The sequence below is a fragment of the Proteus sp. fly-1008 genome, assembly GCF_040140305.1.
In the GTDB taxonomy this organism is placed as follows: Bacteria; Pseudomonadota; Gammaproteobacteria; order Enterobacterales; family Enterobacteriaceae; genus Proteus; species Proteus vulgaris_B.
This window is the reverse complement of record NZ_JBEEWH010000015.1, coordinates 34,053-52,315: the sequence shown is the minus strand read 5'-3', so window position 1 is coordinate 52,315 and position 18,263 is coordinate 34,053. Positions and strand designations below refer to the sequence as shown.

Here is an 18,263-nt window from a genome sequence, read left to right as displayed (position 1 = left end):
ACCAGATAATCCGATGAGATGCCGGTCTGTCTCACTCTCATGCAAAGGTAAGATCAACCATTTAATCCGCTTACCCTAAAGAAAGTAACGAAAAAATTAGTTCTATTCATGTAGCTTGGCCAAAAATGACAGTTAAATTCATTTTAATGATTTTGATAGAAAATACAGCAAGATGAAGAGCCCCTTCGAGAGGGGCTGGTTGATGGGAGCCTAGTTGGCTAGTTGGCGGGGTTATCTGTTTCCTCTTCAGTGATATCGTCATCGGTTGAAGGCACCGCTTGCTCAACTTCTGCTTCTTTACCCTTAGCTTGGGCTGATTTTCGTGCTCGAATTTCGATATCAATAATGCGTCGTGCAAGTTTGATAATGCGCTGTTGCCATGCGTAGTTGCCATCAACGCGTTGCTTGTTGCTAAGCACGCTAGACAACCAGAGAGTGTCCATTGAGATCATTAACGCATCGAGTTTGCGCACTAAGCCGACAAACTGGCCAACCTGAGGCGAGCTTATTTTGGCGTTGAAGGTAATCGGGTCGGTGTAGTCAGGTACTTCATCGATACCGTTGGACTCCATCAATTTGTCTAAACGAGCTTGTTCGTTGTCTACCGCCTTAGCGCAATCCTCGATCAACTGGCTAATGATCTGTTCCACTTCATCAATTTCGTTCTCATCGCCGATGATGCGCAGGATGACATCGATTCCGTAAAGCGCACTGACCGTCCGTCTAAAAACACGGTCAACGACACGTTGCGCCTGTAAGCTATTAATTGTGAATGATTGTTCAAAGATGGGTTTTGAGTAATTGGGTCTTGCTTGGGCCATAAGTTTGCTCCTGATATGACAATAATCAGTCCCTAGCCTAATCCTCTGTGCGGTAATGGCCTTTCAGCTAGGTGGAAGAATTGAGCATCTTTCTAACTATCCTGTCTGGATAAGACGGTTACACTGACTATCAAATATTGCTGATCTGTTTCAGTGATATCTGCGCCTGAGAGCATGAGCTCAAAGGAAGCCCGCCGCTGAGTTTTCTCAGTGGTACTAAGAGGTAGCTAGCCTCCTTAAACAAATAGCCTGCATGTTTTTACATGCGCAACCATGCGTTCCTTACGGTTCGCCTTTTCACCACCCAACTGGGGGAGTTTTCCCCAGTTGGGGTGACTCCTTCACAACCAAATTAAGGAGTCACCAATGGAATATATCTTCGGATTTATTATCCAAATCGCAGGCATTATGTTGCTTGCAAAACTGAGCTGGTCGCTTTTGCGATTACTTGCTCGTCAAACCGTGCGCCCGTTTCGATTTGTACTTACTCAAATCAAGCGATTGCTCACACCAACATCAAAACGTCGTCCAATGGCAGTGCCTAAAGCTCCTGGTATGCCCCGTTTGACATCTGCGTTTTACAAAGAGCCACATCAGTACGACATGGCTTTACTCGAAATACCAACCTATCTGCGTCGTCAGTCTTCTTTGCCCAGTCGGGTAGAAGCAACTGTGTGCACAGAGTTCAACTAAGACGAGGAGAACATCATGAAAAACCAAGTAACACTCATAGGCTACGTTGGCTCTGAGCCAGAGACGCGAGCCTATCCATCAGGTGATTTAGTGACCAGCATTTCACTGGCCACTTCTGAGAAATGGCGCGACCGTCAATCCAATGAGCTCAAAGAGCATACGGAATGGCATCGGGTCGTTTTTCGAGATCGTGGTGGATTTAAGTTAGGGCTAAGAGCAAAAGATTTGATCCAAAAAGGAGCGAAGCTTTTTGTTCAAGGGCCTCAGCGCACGCGCTCATGGGAGAAAGATGGCATTAAGCATCGATTGACCGAAGTGGACGCGGATGAGTTTCTGCTTCTTGATAGTGTGAACAAAGCATCTGAGCCATCACCGGCGGATGATGCGAGCTCCCAAGCTAATTGGGCACAAACTTATCCTGAACCAGATTTTTAACCGAGCGATAACGCTTTAACCCAGCCGGGAGTACTTTCCCGTCAGGGGCAGACTCCCACTTTGATTGTCGGAGTCCATAATGGAAAAACCAAAGCTAATCCAACGCTTTGCTGAGCGCTTTAGTGTCGATCCAAACAAGTTGTTCGATACCCTAAAAGCAACAGCATTCAAGCAACGTGACGGTAGTGCACCGACCAATGAGCAGATGATGGCGCTCTTGGTGGTTGCAGATCAGTACGGTTTGAACCCTTTCACCAAAGAGATTTTTGCGTTCCCTGATAAACAAGCTGGGATTATCCCAGTGGTAGGTGTCGATGGATGGTCTCGCATCATCAATCAACACGACCAGTTTGATGGCATGGAGTTCAAGACTTCAGAAAACAAAGTCTCACTGGATGGCGCGAAAGAATGCCCTGAATGGATGGAATGCATCATCTATCGGCGCGACCGTTCGCACCCAGTCAAAATCACTGAGTATCTGGATGAAGTCTATCGACCGCCTTTTGAAGGTAATGGCAAAAATGGCCCTTACCGTGTAGATGGTCCATGGCAGACGCACACTAAGCGAATGCTAAGACATAAATCCATGATCCAGTGTTCCCGCATTGCGTTTGGCTTTGTGGGAATTTTCGATCAAGACGAAGCGGAGCGAATTATCGAAGGCCAAGCAACACACGTTGTTGAGCCATCTGTGATTCCACCCGAGCAAGTTGATGATCGAACCCGAGGGCTTGTTTACAAGCTTATCGAGCGGGCGGAAGCTTCAAACGCTTGGAATAGTGCATTGGAATATGCCAATGAACATTTTCAAGGTGTTGAGCTGACGTTTGCGAAGCAAGAAATCTTTAATGCTCAGCAACAAGCAGCCAAAGCGCTCACACAGCCTTTAGCTTCTTAGCGCCACGCATTCATTTTACTAACCCTGGCGGGATTATTCTCCCGTCAGGGGGAAGGTCTCGTCTTTTTTTTGGAGATCTTCCATGACTAAATCAGCCTCACTTTTTCGCTTGGTATTGGTTGTTGCCCTTGTCTTAGGTTCGATTCAAGCCGGTAAAGCGGCAATTGATTCGGTTCAAGCAAGTGTTGTTCAGCACCAAACAGCGTTAGCACAAGCTGCAAAGTAACCACTTAACCCTGAAGGGGAGTTCTCTCCTTCAGGGGAGTCTCCCTTCAAAGGAGGCAATATGAAGGTTATCGACCTATCACAACGTACTCCTGCATGGCACCAGTGGCGCATTGCAGGGGTTACGGCATCTGAAGCCCCAATTATTATGGGGCGTTCACCCTACAAAACACCTTGGCGATTATGGGCAGAAAAAACCGGATTCGTATTACCGGAAGACCTGTCGAATAATCCAAATGTGCTTCGTGGTATAAGGTTGGAGCCTCAAGCAAGGCGAGCATTTGAGAATGCGCATAATGACTTTCTTCTGCCGTCATGTGCAGAAGCCGATCATAACGCAATCTTTCGAGCCAGCTTTGATGGCATCAACGATGCGGGCGAACCCGTTGAACTGAAATGTCCTTGCCAGTCAGTTTTTGAGGATGTGCAAGCTCACCGAGAACAAAGCGAGGCGTACCAGTTGTATTGGGTGCAAGTACAGCATCAAATACTGGTCGCCAATAGCACGCGAGGTTGGTTGGTTTTCTATTTTGAGGATCAACTGATTGAGTTTGAAATACAGCGAGACGCGGCGTTCTTAACTGAGTTGCAAGAAACAGCGCTTCAGTTTTGGGAGTTAGTACAGACCAAAAAAGAGCCGTCAAAATGCCCTGAGCAAGATTGTTTTGTTCCCAAGGGTGAAGCCCAATACCGTTGGACATCGCTGTCTCGACAGTATTGCTCAGCACATGCCGAAGTGGTCCGACTGGAAAATCACATTAAATCTTTGAAAGAGGAAATGCGAGACGCCCAGTCAAAATTGGTCGCCATGATGGGTAACTACGCTCATGCCGACTATGCTGGGGTCAAACTCAGCCGCTACATGATGGCGGGCACGGTGGACTATAAGCAATTGGCCACCGATAAGTTAGGCGAGCTGGATGAACAGGTTTTAGCCGCTTACCGAAAAGCGCCACAAGAGCGGTTGCGCATTAGCACCAATAAGCCAGAGCAGCCCGTTGAAACACCAATCAAAATCAGTCTTGAGCAAGATAACTTGGTTCTGCCAGGTGACTCGCCGAGCTCATTTTACTTTTAACGTTCACTTGGAGCCGATTTCGGCTCCTTTCTCATGCGCTTACATCGAGTGCATCAGAAAGCAGTTTCACTCGTAGCCAATGCTGGGTACGAATGATAGAGCGAGCTGAACTCTTACATACACAGCCATACCACAATCAACACACCACCCGACGGGGACTTCATTCCCTGTTGGGGCATGGGGCCTCGTTAAAACTAATGAGGTTTACCATGACAGAACAATCCCCATTTTTGGTTCAAGTGAATCAAGCGTTTAATGTCCCGGCTCCTGATGCTTTCGTTCTGGAAGGATTTAGTGCCGACACTACCCATCCAAACATTCCCGTTCGCAAGGACGAGTATGTTTTTAGAAAAGAAGACTTACGTGACGTATTGGCGTTCTTGTCTCACCCAGACGGTGACGGTTTGTATATTACAGGCCCCACTGGATGCGGTAAGACCTCGCTAATTTGCCAAGTTGCTTCTCGATTGAATTGGCCTGTTCAGCAAATTACTGCGCACGGTCGATTGGAGTTGTCCGATCTTATCGGTCACCACACACTGGTTAATGGCAACATGACCTTTGTGTATGGGCCGCTGGCACTGGCTGTCAAGCATGGCCATTTGCTGATCATTAATGAAATGGATCTTGCTGAGCCTGCTGAACTGGCTGGGCTCAATGACATTTTGGAAGGTGCCCCGTTGGTCATCGCACAAAATGGCGGTGAGATCATCATGCCACATACCAAGTTTCGTTTTATCGCTACCGGCAACAGTGCGGGCAGCGGTGACCAAACGGGCTTGTATCAAGGTGTGCTCCAACAGAATTTGGCTTTTCTTGATCGCTTTAGAATCATCGAAGCGACCTATGCAGAGCCTTCTGTAGAGGAAGCCATTCTGGAGAACGTTGCGCCGGGCTTGCCAGAAGTCTTTCGCCAAAAAATGGTGAAAGTGGCTGGTGACATTCGTCGTCTCTTTATTGGGGGCGCGGATGGTGGTGCTGAGCTTAGTATCACTATGTCCACTCGGACCTTGGTGCGCTGGGCAAAGTTAACACTTGCTTTTAAAGGCGCTCCTAACGCAGTGGAGTATGCACTGGTTCGGTCTTTGACGGCTCGTGCTGAGTTGGAGCAACGAGAAGCCATTCACCGTATTGCCGCTGATGTCTTCGGTGACCATTGGGAGGATTGATGATGGATAAGTGCTTTGCTCTTTACCGTTACCGTCATTCTGATGGGACAGCCAAAGAATGGGCCATTTACGTTGGATCGGATACCCAGGAGATTGAAGTTCGGTTTGGAAAAGCCGGTCAATTGTCGCAGCAGCGATTGATTGATTCGACTGATCCTAACGCTGAAGCAGACCGACGAATCAATGAGAAAATCAACAAGGGTTATCGATTGGTTGGACAAGTCGGCATTGATCATCAAGGGCGGCCATTTGAACTCTCAAATGCGCTAGATAGTGTCGCGTGCGTCAATAACGTCAGTTGGGAGTTTCGTACTCGCAAGGACGTCAATGGCCAAATATCGCTGGCGAAAAAAGCGTTGTTCGATATGGCAAAGCTGCTTGAAGCCTATGGCTTGGCTGTTATTGATGATAACCAAGTCAGGATTGGAGAATGGTCATTAGGGTTTTGCAAAAGCGGATTACCTAGTACCAATCAAATCAGCATGGTGTCAGGTGAAGGCGCTGGCATTGTTAACACTGATGATGGCCCGTGGCCATTGTTGCTGTTACTGGCTTTTAAGCGTCAATTACCACCACTGTGTTCGCTCACAGTAGCGAGTCCTGAAGGGATAGAAGTATCCGACCAACTGAAGTTGGAAAAAGATGTATTGCGGTTGCTAGGCAGTGATTTAGAGCGGGTTCGCCCGATAGCTGAAGCACTGGACTTAATGCCTGTGAAAATCGATCTCAACCAATCGTCGCCTGATTCGCAAAATTACTATTTCTGATAGTGGTATTGCCATTAGCGCGTCAACTACTACCACCCAAACGGGGGCCATTGCTCCTGTTGGGAGTGGTGCGTCCCCATCTCGCATGAGGATGCACTATGAGTATTCAAACCCTCGACAAACTGTTGATTTGTCACATCGACTGTTCCATCTGGAGCGGTAGAAAAAAGCTAAGGCCTGAAGATTTCAGATTAGCCAATGGCAGCCAACTTCCACCGAAGGATGTTGCCAGCTTAGGGAGTAAAAAAATTTGCGACCCAGAGGCATTGGCGAACTTTGAAAGGCTTAAGAAAGAAGCGCAGCGCTTGTGTGAGCAAGTCGGTGTGCGGTTTTTAGGTGGCTATGCCGTCCCTGAAGACCGAATTGATCAGATTGTTCCAGAGCTTGACAGGATCGGTCAGGAGTTTGCGCAGTGCAAGCAGTTGTTCTTGGACAACTATGATCAGGTGACGTTTGACTGGGTTGCGAAACACCCGGAATTTGCAGATGCAATTCGGCGTGCGCTGTCACCCATCGAAGACGTGGAACAACGGCTTCAGTTCGATTATGCCATCTATCGAATGCAACCGGCTGAACAAGCTGGTGGCTTAGATGACAAGGTCAATGGCATGGGACACACCCTATTTAGGGAGGTGGCTCGTGATGCTAATGAACTGTTTGAGCGTTCCGTTGCAGGAAAGAATCAAATCAGTCAGCGTGCCCTTAATCCTCTCAAGCGATTAAGAGACAAGTTGGATGGTTTGTCATTCCTGGATCATCGAGTTCAGCCGATGGTTGAAGCGATGGACAATTTATTTGTTCGTCTGCCGAAGACCGGCCCTGTGACAGACAATCTCTATCACGAACTGATGGCGACCATTTTAATTTTGTCTGATCCAGACAAGATGAGAATGCACGGTGAAGGTCAATTGGATATCAGACAACTGATGCCCAAACCTGAACCTAAACCCGCACAGCCAGTATCTGCTCAGGCAGATAACTTACGTGCAATACCACAACCAACCGTCAGACCAAACCTTGGTTCGACTGTACCAAACTCATTTTATTTCTAACGTCCTTGAGGGCATGTTGCCCTTAAGGGCGCATGTCCTCTGAACTATGTAAGAGGAAATTATGCAATCAACCATCCATAACCCCAGCCAACTGAACCAGTTTGAACCGCATTTTCGTGGTGTGACTGATGCGGTTGAAAGTGAATCGATACCAGAAGTGGCGTGTTGTCGAACGTTAGTACAACGATCGTACTCAACACATAGTGTCGTGATCCCCAAGAACCCTGTATTGATCGCAGATGCGGACGGGCAAGGTGTTTGGGTAACGGCCATGGTGTTTGTTCCAAACATGGCATTGCAGCAAACCGCTCATGAGCGGGCCTGGCTGCAATATCAACACGAGGTGTCTACTCAGTTACAAGACCAGTATGGTCTGACATTGGATGACATCCTGAGTTTAGACCAGCTTAAAACGTCATTTGAGCAGCACGAGAGTACCGCTCAATTGGTGGCTTGGTTAGGTCAAAAATACGACCTGGTTAAGCTAAAAGCACAGGTTTAAACACTTACATTCCCAGCGGGGAAACGCTCCCGCTGAGGGAGTATTCCCCCTAATGATTAGGAGACTCCCATGAATCATCCATTAAAAAATGCACTGCCAATCGTTGCCGCCGCTTATGGCGAAAAGTTTGGTGTGAAGGTGCTTATTCAAGGACAAGATGCGTTTACCGATGGTGAGCGGATTGTGATCCCAACAGCAAACCCAGACGACCCACACTATCAACAAATAGCTTGGGGTTATCTGGCTCATGAAGCGGCGCATATTCGGCATACCAATTTTGACATGGTGAAGAAGGCGTCGTCTAAGCCGATCCGTAAGGCACTTCTCAATATTATTGAGGATGTGCGCATTGAAAACGAATTGGCAAAGGATTACCCCGGAACCCGGCGCAGTATTTCGCAAGTGATTGAGTACATGGTGGACACACAGCAAATGTGTGTACCTGAACAGCCTGAGCCTGCATCTAACTTGCAAGCCTGGTTGTTGTTTCGCTTGAGATGCCATTTTCTGGGCCAGAAAGCGCTGACGCCTTTGTATCAAGCTGTTGATGAAAGAGTGAGACAACTCTTTCCTGCCGCAGCGATGAGCCGGTTAAGCGCCATGCTGACAGCAGTGCCTAGCCTGGCATCTACAGGTGAAGTGCTGAAACTTGTCGATGCCATCGTTGCCATGTTGGAAGAAGAATCTCGTCCACCACAGGATGAGTCTGATGCTGATGGCGGTGATGACATTGGACAAGATGCGAGTAATGACAGCAATAGCAGTAGTGACAGTCAAACCCCGGAAACAAGTTCGTCTGCAACAGGGGATGCTGCTGAAACGAGTGATTCAGATAACTCTGATCAAGCTGATAATTTGCGACAAGCCTTAGAGGCCAGTGCCGCTCACTTTGAACCCGATACCTTTGCACAAGTGGCAGAAGTGTTGTCGGAACAAGCAGAAGGACATCAGGGCGTCACTCCACTCAGTTTGCCCCAAGCAGAGCAAGCTATGTTGGGTGATGAGGCTATCTTGACCTTATCGGCGTCTGAGTCGGCTCAAATTCGAGCCCGACTTAGGGGCATGGTTCAGTCCAGTCAGGACAATCGGAATCATGCCAAACGGTACGGTCTTCGAGTGGCAACTCATCGTCTTGCCGCTTCACAAGCAGGTGAGTCGAGATTGTTTATTCAAAGGCAGCCCCGCATTGCGCCTAATGCTGCTGTGCACTTGCTTGTCGATATATCGGGCTCAATGGGTAAGCCCATTGGCGAAGGTAATCGCAAGTATTTTCATGTTGCCAATGAAGCCGCTTTGGCTTTAGCCATGGCATTGGAAGGTATACCGGGTGTTGTACCTGCGGTCAGTTATTTTCCTGGTATTCATCAGGAAGTTTCTATCGCGTTATTGCCCAAGCAATCGGTTCGACATCGGGCCGCCTGTTTTGACCAAAAACCAAGAGGTTGTACGCCTATGGCACAAGCTATGTGGTTTGCGGCAAACAGTTTGTTGGCACAAAAACAGAAGCGAAAGCTAATGATAGTGCTAACGGATGGTGACCCAGATGATTGGGCTGCCACGCATGACATTGTTGACCGGTGCAGACGCAGTGGCTTTGAGCTGCTGGGGATCGGGATTCAAACACGCAGTGTTGAGAAATTCTTTCCTCGAAGCATCGTGATTAACGACGTCAAAGATCTGAAGCGTGAGTTATTCGAAGTAACACAACAACTGATAATTCAGTAACCACATCCATTTTACCACCCTGCGGGGACGATTCCGTCCCCGCCTGGGCATGGGTTCGTCTCCGTTTTTTTTGGAGACTCCTATGAAAAACAGAAAGTTCTTAGCTGGCGAAGAAGCCGGTACTTACATCGTTCCTGAGCAAGTGACTGAAGCGGATATCTTAGATATGGCGCTCAAGCTTGCCCGTGGTCGATTGAGTAAAGGTCGAAAAATTGAACAGCCATCGTCGGCGTTCTCATACCTGCAAACACTGATGCACGAGTATGAGCACGAAGTCTTTGGCGTACTGTTTCTTGATACAAAGCATCGCGTTATTCGATTTGAAGAGCTGTTCAAAGGCACTTTAGATGCAGCGAGCGTTTATCCAAGGGAAGTAACAAAACGAGCGCTAGAACTTAATGCGGCAGCAGTGATACTGGTTCATAACCATCCATCGGGTGATCCTGAACCCAGTGAAGCTGATAAACGCATCACTCATCGACTCCGTGACGCCTTGTCACTTGTTGATATTCGAACGCTTGACCATGTCGTGGTCGCATCCGAGGGCTGCGTTTCGCTTGCCGAACGCGGTTATCTTTAATGAATGGGCGCATTGCCCATTCTCCTTCATCACAAAAGCAGTCCTATCAACACACGTCATCACAGCTCGAATTTCTATTTGAGTTTGATGATGCCCCAGTCACTTGGTCTGACACGGAAATCTGGCAGTTACGCGAAGGCATTCTATTGGATGCGATCCGTGTATTGCTGGACGGTCGTGTCAGTACTCGATTGCGAAGGGATGTGTTGTCGTGGATTCAAAATGACGAATTAACGCCATTTTGCTTTCGTGTTTGCGCGATGGCTGCGGTTGTCGATCCTGATGTGCTTCGTGATTCCATCATGTGGCTATTAAGACGACATGGTATCCAGCTTGACTAACGTTCCTGCATTAACCAAACGGCTCAATGCAGGACCCAAGCTGACTTTTACCACCAGTGGTAGGAGTCGGCTTTTTACTTAAGGAGGTTATATGGCGTTACCTTTACAAATTGAAACAGTAAGGCCATATCTTAATGGCCAATGGCTTCAAGTATTAGCGGTATTGGTGCCAGAACTTGATGCCGCCATTGCTCGAAAGGGCCGTCATGTGGCTTGTCCTGTTCATGGCGGTCGTGATGGCTTTAGGCTATTCAAAGATGCTGAATATACCGGAGGTGGCGTTTGTAACACCTGCGGTATCTTTCATGATGGTTTTGAACTGTTGTCTTGGATTAATGGATGGAACTTTGCTCAGTCTATTGAAGCAATCGGCCAGGTTCTTGGTATTCAACCCGGACAAATACAAGCGCCTATTCGGCCAATACCGAGTAACGCAGTTGATTGGAAGGCTAGAAAGCAGGACGAGGACAAAGCGATTATCCATCGCTTGAATCAAACCTGGGGAGAAACGTTTTCTCTTGCAGATACTCGTGCGCAACCAGTTTGGAACTACATGCATCGTCGTGGCATTGTTACCCGGCTTCGTCCTGAATGGGATTCGGTGCTGAGGTATCATCCAAACTTGCCTTACCATGATGAAGATGGCTTGTTTATCGATAGCTACCCAGCGCTGCTAGGTAAAATCGTTACTCAGCAAGGGCGTTCGGCCACGTTTCATCGGATCTACCTAAGTGAAGATGGATTCAAAGCGCCGGTTGAAAAGCCTAAAAAGATGATGCCGATACCAAGTGACAGAACAATCACTGGTGGTGCCATTCCGATAGGTGAGCCTGGTGAGGTATTAGGTGTTTCTGAAGGCATCGAAACAGCTTTAGCGGTTACCAGAGCTACGGGACAGACATGTTGGTCGGTTGTGAATGCAACGCTACTGGCTAGGTTTGAACCACCAAGTAATGTGAAAATGCTGTACATCTGGGCAGATCACGATCTCTCTGAGACCGGCCTGAATGCAGCGAATGAACTCAAGAAAAAAGCCTGGCAAAAAGGCATTCTGACACAAGTTCTGATCCCTCCGATACCAACGTCACTTGGCGTGAAAAGTTGGGATTGGAATGATGTGCTGAATGTTTACGGAGCCATGGGCTTTCCGAAAGTTCATATCTGATCTAAGGGGCTTCGGCCCTTTTTTTGCGCCTTGCATATTTGAAAAATCATGGAGAATGAAAAATAGATAACCAATAGGAGAAACAAACATGATGGTATTAACCCTGTTAACAAAGCAGATTGATGGTGAGTTTACGGTTTACTGGAAGACCGGCCTTCGAAGAGGTGGTGAACTAAAGGTCGATTTAGGTGAGCAATACGACAAGCTAACTGAGCAGCAAAAGCCAATTGCAGCTGAGCTCTATGCGATTCATCACCTACTGTCAGTGAAAGAGGTGATGGGGAGTAACCGAAGCGGTAATGGGCTTCAAATCCGGGTCAGTAAAGGAGCTATCAAAAAGTTACAGAAACAACGCTCAACTCAGCATTCACTTTACAGCCTGACTAGGTTTTTGCTCACTCGATACCAGGAAGCACAGATATCGGTAGAGAAACGGGAAGATTGGCTCTCATATTCCTTCGAAGAATACAGCGTCGATAATGCTACCGTGAGAGAAATCGATGAGGTCATCAACGTTCCGAACATTGGGCCTGTCGTGGTGACTCGTCATGCACTGGAAAGGTTTGTGGAACGGCTTTCAGGCGGTGTACCTAAGCATCCTTGGAAGGCTTTGTGCGCTAAATTGTGTAGCACAGAATTGGCAAAATCTTTATTGCCAGAATGTATAGCTTCAAAGAAAGCAAAAAAATATTTCGTACAGGCAGAGTTTTGGTGTCATGGGAGCTCTGGTATGCACTTTGTGATGGTGCCATCAGCCAAAGCACTTACGTTAGTAACAGTGTTTAATAGATAGTCAGAAACACACACGATTCCTTCATCTATCTGGCCAATCGCTCTTACGGGGATCTTTAGCATGTTAGCTCTGTGAAATTTCTGGAGCTGACAATGAGAACGCCTTTGTTACCTTGGTTCATCCTATGGGTGACCATCCCAATCATTATTTTCTTTCTATTCATCTTGCCCGCCTATGCTAGTGATGGGCAATTCTATCAGCGTGGTCAGGAAGGTTGGTTTTGGTATCAGGTCATTCCCGAGCCAGCCGAGTCTGAAGACCTAATGAAGCCGAAATCTGGTGTTGTGGAGCCCACTAAGGACGGGCTAAAGCCTTTCAGTGCTGCCTGGTTTCGTGAGCACATGCAGTCGTTCATGGACAAGGCAATTGATGAGCCGACGAATGAGAACGTCAGAGCCTATCTGTATCTCCAGCGCGTCATGATGGATAAGGGCTCACAGTTTGCTGATGTTAGTCAGCAGGTGGTCATGGGCGATCCTGTTTTGGATGAAATCAGTCGCAGACCCTTGGCGACCTATGCTGCCAATCGGATGGATCGAGAAGCTGGCACTCAACGTGATGTAGCTTTAGGTGAAGTAGCGAAGCGGGCTGGTTTGTTCTTTTTCTATCGTTCGGATTGCCCTTATTGCCATGCTCAAGCGCCTATCATCGAATCTATGGCCTTGAACTATGGGTTCGAGGTGTTTGCTATTGCTGTCGATGGCTTGCCTTTACCCGGTGGAGAGTTTCCCAATTACAAAGTCGATTCAGGACAAGCCCAATCCTTGTCCGTTACGACTGTCCCTGCCGTGTTCTTAGTTGACCCGCCTAACGTTATTACTCCGATTGGACAAGGCGCAATGAGCCTTGATGAGCTCAATAATCGAATCATTCTCGCAGCCCATCAAGCCGGTTGGATTGACGATCAAACTTACTATGCCACCAGACCTGTTCAACCCGGCGTGTCACTCGCGATGTCAGCCCAAGAGCTTAACGAAAAGATATTACAGGACCCTGAGTTCCTTGTTCGCTATCTGCGTGCACAAGGAGGGTTATAACAATGAAAAAAGTAATCCGAGTATCGCTAATCGCCTGTGCGATTGGTTTTTCATCTATGAGCCAAGCAAGCTTGCAACAGGAGATGAACCAGTTGTTTGGTTCAATGACCAACACCACTGCGCCTGGTGTATTCGAGAGTCAGCGGCGTGGCGTTATATCTGGAGGAAGCGTTGTTGTTCGTAACAGGATCATGAACGAGAACCTCGTCTCTATGGTGCCACCGTCATTCCAAGCCGGTTGTGGCGGCATTGATATGTTCGCGGGAAGTTTGTCATTTGTTAACGCGGATCAGTTTGTTCAATTACTTCGCTCTGTTGCTGCAAACGCCAAGGGGTATGCATTCCAATTGGCGCTCAGTGCTATGTGTGAGAAATGCTCTCAGCACATGGAGACACTGCAAAAGAAAATCCAGCAGTTGAACGAGTATTTTGGTAATTCCTGTCAAATGGCTCAGGGAGTCGTGAACGATACCCTGGCTGCTTTTGGTAAAAAGGGGCAAACAGAAGCCAGCATGTTGAGCTCACTTAAAGGGGCTGGGGACATTTTTACCAGTTGGAGTGAGTCCAATGGTAAGAACCCATATGAGAACGCTTCGAGTGTCGCGGCATCTGATGTAAACAGAACGATTAAAGGTAATTTGGTTTGGCGAGCACTGAAACGTCATTCGGCATCAAGCTGGTTTGCATCGGGGGATGACCGTTTTCTTGAAGCGGTTATGTCCGTGACGGGCTCGATCATCGTTGGTGATTTAGCGAATGCGGCTGATGGTCAAGGTAAAGCCCCGAAACTGACCAGACTGAATGGCAATAAAGTGACTATTGAACATCTAATTCATGGCGGTAACGTCGCTATGTACCGATGTGACACAGTGACGCAAGACGGTTGTCTGAACCCAATAATCACTAACGTGACTCTTACCGGGTTATCAACTCAGGTAGAAAATTTACTTCTTGGTACAGGTTCTAGTAACGGCATTATTTTTAAGTTTGCTCGAAATACAGGGGCTGCTAGCGCCACCGAAAAGGCTTTTATGACCTCGGCTCCTGCCAGCATTGGGGGCATGATTCGAACTCTTTCTGCATTAAATGAAGGGGCCGCTAGGTCGTTTGCTTCACGAGCGGCACCATTTATTGCTGTTGAGATGGCCCGAGCATTAGTTGAAGACATGCTCAATGCAGCTAGAAGTACCTCCGGTGTGGAAGATCATGCCTATGCGAAGTTATTAACGGAAGACCTTGAACGTGCACGTCGCCAAATCAATGAGGAGTACGCCGCGTTGCAGCGAAGATACGGCTCAGAGCAAGAGTTGCTGGCACATTTTAACCAGGTGATACAGACCATTCGCAAACAGCGTTATTACACCGTTAAATCTACGGCGCTGGGGGAATAGGTCATGTGGGAAATCTATTCCATCGGGGATTCGGCTTTTTTAGAGCAGGTCCTGAACGCTGTCGCGATGATCACTGGTACAGGCGATTTTACTTCAATGGTTCGCATTGGCTTGCTCATTGGGGTATTGATGGTCTCTGTCCAGGCCTTAATGCAAGGCGGTCGTGGGATTAACTTTCAACACGTTTTAGTCTCATGGCTAGTCTTTGCAACCATGTTTGGACCCAGTACCCGAGTGAGCATTGAGGATACGTACACCGGACAAGTTCGAGTGGTTGATAATGTGCCCATCGGTGTTGCTGCCGCAGGTAGTACGATTTCGACTGTTGGCTTTCAAATCACGCGATTGTTTGAAACCGCCTTCTCAACTCCCGCGATGACGGAATACGGCTTTGCATCCAGTTTACAGTCACTGATTAAAGTGAGAAAACAGGTGATGGATCGCTCTGGGTTGGGTGATGCAAATCGTGTCGGCGGCTCGGACATCGAGCAATCGTGGTTTAACTACATCAAAGAGTGCACCTTGATTGGTATCGACATCGGCCAAAAGAACCTCGATCAGGTGCTGAGTGATCCTAACCCGATGACAGCGATTAGGTTTGATTCGCGCATTTATGGCACTCGAATCATGCTCAGTGGTAGCAGTAGCGATCTGGACTGCACCGATGCCTATAGCCAACTGAAACTCATGACAGAATCAACCTTCATTCCAAGGCTTAAACAGGTTCTGTCAGCCTCATTGGGGACTTCGTCAGCAACGGACACTGATGACGTGATCCGAAATGCACTGAATAACCTTGGTTTGGCTTCGGTTAACACCCAAGAGTATATGACCGCGTCAGTGCTTTTGCCTATTTATGAGCAAAGCGTGACGGGCAAGTATATGGATGATCAAGCTTTCACCGCAGCCGTTATGGTTAACCAAGCGATTGAGCAGCGTAATACGCAATGGGCGGCGGAGCAGACCCTGTTCCAGAGTATCGTTCGTCCGATGATGACGTTTTTTGAGGGGTTCATTTACGCCATCACCCCATTGATGGCCTTTGTGATAGCCCTTGGCCAAATCGGGATGCGAATGGCTGGGAAGTACTTGTTAATCCTGCTTTGGATTCAACTTTGGATGCCTGTCATGGCCATCATTAACCTGTATATTCATTTAACCGTTGCAGGGAAAATGTCTGCTCTTGATGCCTTTGCAGGTACAGAAGTGCCATCTTTTGCTGGGATGATGCAGATGGATTCAGTGCTGCAAACCTGGATAGCTACTGGCGGCATGTTGGCGTCGAGTGTTCCGGCGATTTCGCTCATGCTCGTTTATGGCTCAGCAATAACCGCTACCCACTTGGCTGGGCGTCTACAAAACGGTGATGCCATTGATGAAAAGCTGGCAAGTCCAGATGTCGCGAAAAATGCCCCGGTAATGCAATCACAGTCAATGTTCCAAAATTCAGCCCTCACTGGTTCTGCTATGACCGGCGCGTCAAACCTACTAAGCAGTTTCTCTGTCGGAAACGCAGTGGGTTCAATGGTCGGCTCTGCAAAAGAATCCATGACTCAGGCAACTCAAGCCTTTAGCCGTCAGGTTGGCAATACCATGAGTCGAACCTTTGGTGAAAAGCTAAGTTACGACAACCTTTCTTCGGTTGGACGTCAGATTGGTTCTTCTAACTCCGCATCTAGCGCCGTTGTTAATCAGGTTACTGATGACCTGCAAACTCGGTATGGTTTTGGAGACGATAAAAAAGATGCTGTACGTGGCTTGGTATCGGGCGTGCTATCGGGAGGCCTAAGGGTCGGTGGCGATGGAACCATTACTAATCCCGGTGAGAAAGAAGTTGCTGATAAGGGCTTTCTTGGAAGGCTTCTTGGTACTGGCGGCAATGATTCTCCACAGGGCAACTTGCCAGGAGTCGATAAGCCAGACTCATCTCGTGTACCAAAACTATCAAGGGTACGAGCAGGGCTGGATTTAGGTGGTAACTTTAGTGGCCAAGTTGAGTCGTCAGAAGGCAGTTCTCGATCTACGACCGCAAATACGCTCACTGGGGAGATGCAAAGCTTGGCATTAAGTGATTCACGACGTGCTGAGTATCGCGATGCGATGGTTAAGGACCTTTCAGATTCAAGACGTTCTGGCGTTGAAATGTCGTTGTCTAACCAAGACTATCAGTCACTTCAGAGTTCAGCACAAGACGTTGTCACGGCATCAAATCGCTTTAGTGAGCTTGATCAGGCCAGCTACAGTCTATCAGGACAAAGAAATACTGATGGTGCGACGTTAACCCGATTAGCGGCGGACAATCCTGAAGTCATGGATTATTTAGGTCGCTATATGAACCAGCATGTTGAAGCAGGTAACCGTTTACGTGAAAACCTTCCAATGTATCAGCGCTTGCTACCTGATGATAATCAGGCGTATGTAGCGGCAGCTATGGAGTCTTTAACCTATAGCAACTCTTCAACGCCCGCTGAACGCGACAATGATTATCAAGCTGCAATGACGGTTATGGCCATGGCTACCGGAGCCGATTTACGATCAATTCAGCCGCGCTCAAATGAAGGCTTGTCATCAACTGCACCTACTTTTGGTGGTACTCAAAGCCAAGTTGAATCGGGTGTATTGGGCGGCTACGAGGATGCAGCAACAGTTCAAACTCAGTTCAACGCAGCTCAATCGGCTTACCAAACCAATCTGTCTGGTATAGATGGACAGTTGAATGCGCATCAGCAGCAAGCTCAGCAGGCCGTAGCTACTGACACAAGTACCTATCAATCTGGACTAAACAGTGAAGCTGGATCTCAGTGGCGATCACGCATTATGGCTGATGATAGCGGAGTTTCTGGTGCTGAAATGTTCTTCAACAGCGCCAGTGCTATTGGTGATTTCAGTGGCAAGCATACTGATGCAGCTCTGCATACCTTGAATCACTTTGGCGAAGACTATGAGAGTTACAAAGAACAAGCGCTTGAAGATCCTGGCTCACGAGGTTTCTTGCACAACGCAACGGTGGCCAGCAAATCAACCTGGGATGGGTTAAAAGCCGCCGTTGATGCCGGAACCTCTTTGGAAAATCCATTGACGGCGTTTAATGATGCATACAGTGGATCGAGTTCGCAGTATGCCTCCGAAGTAAACTGGGGCACTAAGTCTGAAGCCATGTTGGCGGGGGCATTTGGTGCGGCAGTTAACAATCGATATGGTGAGTTCTTAGAACAGTATGCCGATGATTTCAAACAGGAAGCATACAGCGAAGGGCAGAGAATGGGATTGACCCCGATTCAAAGTCAAGTGTTCGCTCAAGCTTTCAATGAAGGTTTGGCGGGACGCGTATTCAACTCTGAAGACTCATCGAGTTGGTCGCCTGAAATGCTAGGTCTAAGGGAGCAAATGCTAAATGAGTATCGTCAAAAGGATGAGAGTGGCGCTTACATCCCTGACAGTGTGTCTGAAGAAGATAAAGCATTTGTGGATAAGCAGATAGCGGTGATCTCAAATGCATCGCTTGCGGGAGATTATGCTCAGAACAACTTGATCGATATTAGGGCTTATAACCAGGCATCAGGAAGGAACTGAAAATAGAAGGTAGCCAGC

General features: G+C 47.9%; 18 protein-coding genes. 17 read left to right on the top strand and 1 reads right to left on the bottom strand.

What is annotated here, in order from left to right; genetic code table 11:
• Positions 1–218 precede the first annotated feature (218 nt).
• Positions 219–821, bottom strand: a complete 603-nt coding sequence (locus tag ABN256_RS17875) for a hypothetical protein (protein WP_048608523.1) — start codon at positions 819–821, stop codon at positions 219–221.
• Positions 822–1,187: 366 nt separating this feature from the next.
• Between ABN256_RS17875 and ABN256_RS17870 the strand changes: the two genes are divergently transcribed.
• From ABN256_RS17870 to ABN256_RS17790, 17 genes are all read left to right on the top strand, one after another.
• Positions 1,188–1,514, top strand: coding sequence for a hypothetical protein (locus tag ABN256_RS17870; RefSeq protein WP_048608521.1), 327 nt, complete (start codon positions 1,188–1,190; stop codon positions 1,512–1,514).
• A gap of 15 nt (positions 1,515–1,529) precedes the next feature.
• Positions 1,530–1,949, top strand: coding sequence for a single-stranded DNA-binding protein (locus tag ABN256_RS17865; protein ID WP_012368368.1), 420 nt, complete (start codon positions 1,530–1,532; stop codon positions 1,947–1,949).
• A gap of 79 nt (positions 1,950–2,028) precedes the next feature.
• On the top strand, positions 2,029–2,847 hold the full coding sequence (bet, locus tag ABN256_RS17860; RefSeq protein ID WP_000414662.1) for a phage recombination protein Bet: 819 nt from the start codon (positions 2,029–2,031) through the stop codon (positions 2,845–2,847).
• Positions 2,848–2,929: 82 nt separating this feature from the next.
• Positions 2,930–3,073 carry a hypothetical protein gene (locus tag ABN256_RS17855; protein ID WP_015066581.1) on the top strand — a complete coding sequence of 48 codons (144 nt, stop codon included), beginning with the start codon at positions 2,930–2,932 and terminating at the stop codon, positions 3,071–3,073.
• A gap of 60 nt (positions 3,074–3,133) precedes the next feature.
• Entirely contained in the window at positions 3,134–4,150 is a 1,017-nt protein-coding gene (locus ABN256_RS17850; protein ID WP_024015926.1) for a YqaJ viral recombinase family nuclease, read from the top strand.
• A gap of 209 nt (positions 4,151–4,359) precedes the next feature.
• Entirely contained in the window at positions 4,360–5,319 is a 960-nt protein-coding gene (locus ABN256_RS17845) for an AAA family ATPase (protein ID WP_024015927.1), read from the top strand.
• Entirely contained in the window at positions 5,319–6,086 is a 768-nt protein-coding gene (locus tag ABN256_RS17840) for a hypothetical protein (RefSeq protein WP_053410253.1), read from the top strand. The genes ABN256_RS17845 and ABN256_RS17840 overlap by 1 nt, the downstream gene beginning before the upstream one ends.
• A gap of 98 nt (positions 6,087–6,184) precedes the next feature.
• A complete protein-coding gene (locus ABN256_RS17835; protein ID WP_000027441.1) occupies positions 6,185–7,138 on the top strand; it encodes a DUF3150 domain-containing protein in 954 nt (317 codons plus the stop codon).
• Positions 7,139–7,199: 61 nt separating this feature from the next.
• Positions 7,200–7,640: a hypothetical protein gene (locus tag ABN256_RS17830; RefSeq protein ID WP_024023027.1), complete on the top strand. Its 441-nt coding sequence runs from the start codon at positions 7,200–7,202 to the stop codon at positions 7,638–7,640.
• A 69-nt stretch (positions 7,641–7,709) separates the two neighbouring features.
• Entirely contained in the window at positions 7,710–9,365 is a 1,656-nt protein-coding gene (locus tag ABN256_RS17825; protein ID WP_053410252.1) for a VWA domain-containing protein, read from the top strand.
• 82 nt (positions 9,366–9,447) lie between these two features.
• Positions 9,448–9,945: a RadC family protein gene (gene radC / locus ABN256_RS17820; protein ID WP_000797298.1), complete on the top strand. Its 498-nt coding sequence runs from the start codon at positions 9,448–9,450 to the stop codon at positions 9,943–9,945.
• On the top strand, positions 9,945–10,286 hold the full coding sequence (locus ABN256_RS17815) for a hypothetical protein (RefSeq protein ID WP_024023025.1): 342 nt from the start codon (positions 9,945–9,947) through the stop codon (positions 10,284–10,286). Before radC ends, ABN256_RS17815 begins: the two co-directional genes overlap by 1 nt.
• A 91-nt stretch (positions 10,287–10,377) precedes the next feature.
• Positions 10,378–11,451, top strand: coding sequence for a DUF7146 domain-containing protein (locus ABN256_RS17810; RefSeq protein ID WP_024023024.1), 1,074 nt, complete (start codon positions 10,378–10,380; stop codon positions 11,449–11,451).
• A gap of 88 nt (positions 11,452–11,539) precedes the next feature.
• Positions 11,540–12,244 carry a hypothetical protein gene (locus ABN256_RS17805; protein ID WP_024023022.1) on the top strand — a complete coding sequence of 235 codons (705 nt, stop codon included), beginning with the start codon at positions 11,540–11,542 and terminating at the stop codon, positions 12,242–12,244.
• Between the two features lie 92 nt (positions 12,245–12,336).
• Positions 12,337–13,281, top strand: coding sequence for a thioredoxin family protein (locus ABN256_RS17800; protein WP_053410251.1), 945 nt, complete (start codon positions 12,337–12,339; stop codon positions 13,279–13,281).
• A 2-nt stretch (positions 13,282–13,283) separates the two neighbouring features.
• Positions 13,284–14,672, top strand: a complete 1,389-nt coding sequence (locus ABN256_RS17795; protein ID WP_064497420.1) for a conjugal transfer protein TraH — start codon at positions 13,284–13,286, stop codon at positions 14,670–14,672.
• 3 nt (positions 14,673–14,675) lie between these two features.
• Positions 14,676–18,245, top strand: a complete 3,570-nt coding sequence (locus ABN256_RS17790) for a conjugal transfer protein TraG N-terminal domain-containing protein (RefSeq protein ID WP_349439849.1) — start codon at positions 14,676–14,678, stop codon at positions 18,243–18,245.
• Positions 18,246–18,263 lie beyond the last annotated feature (18 nt).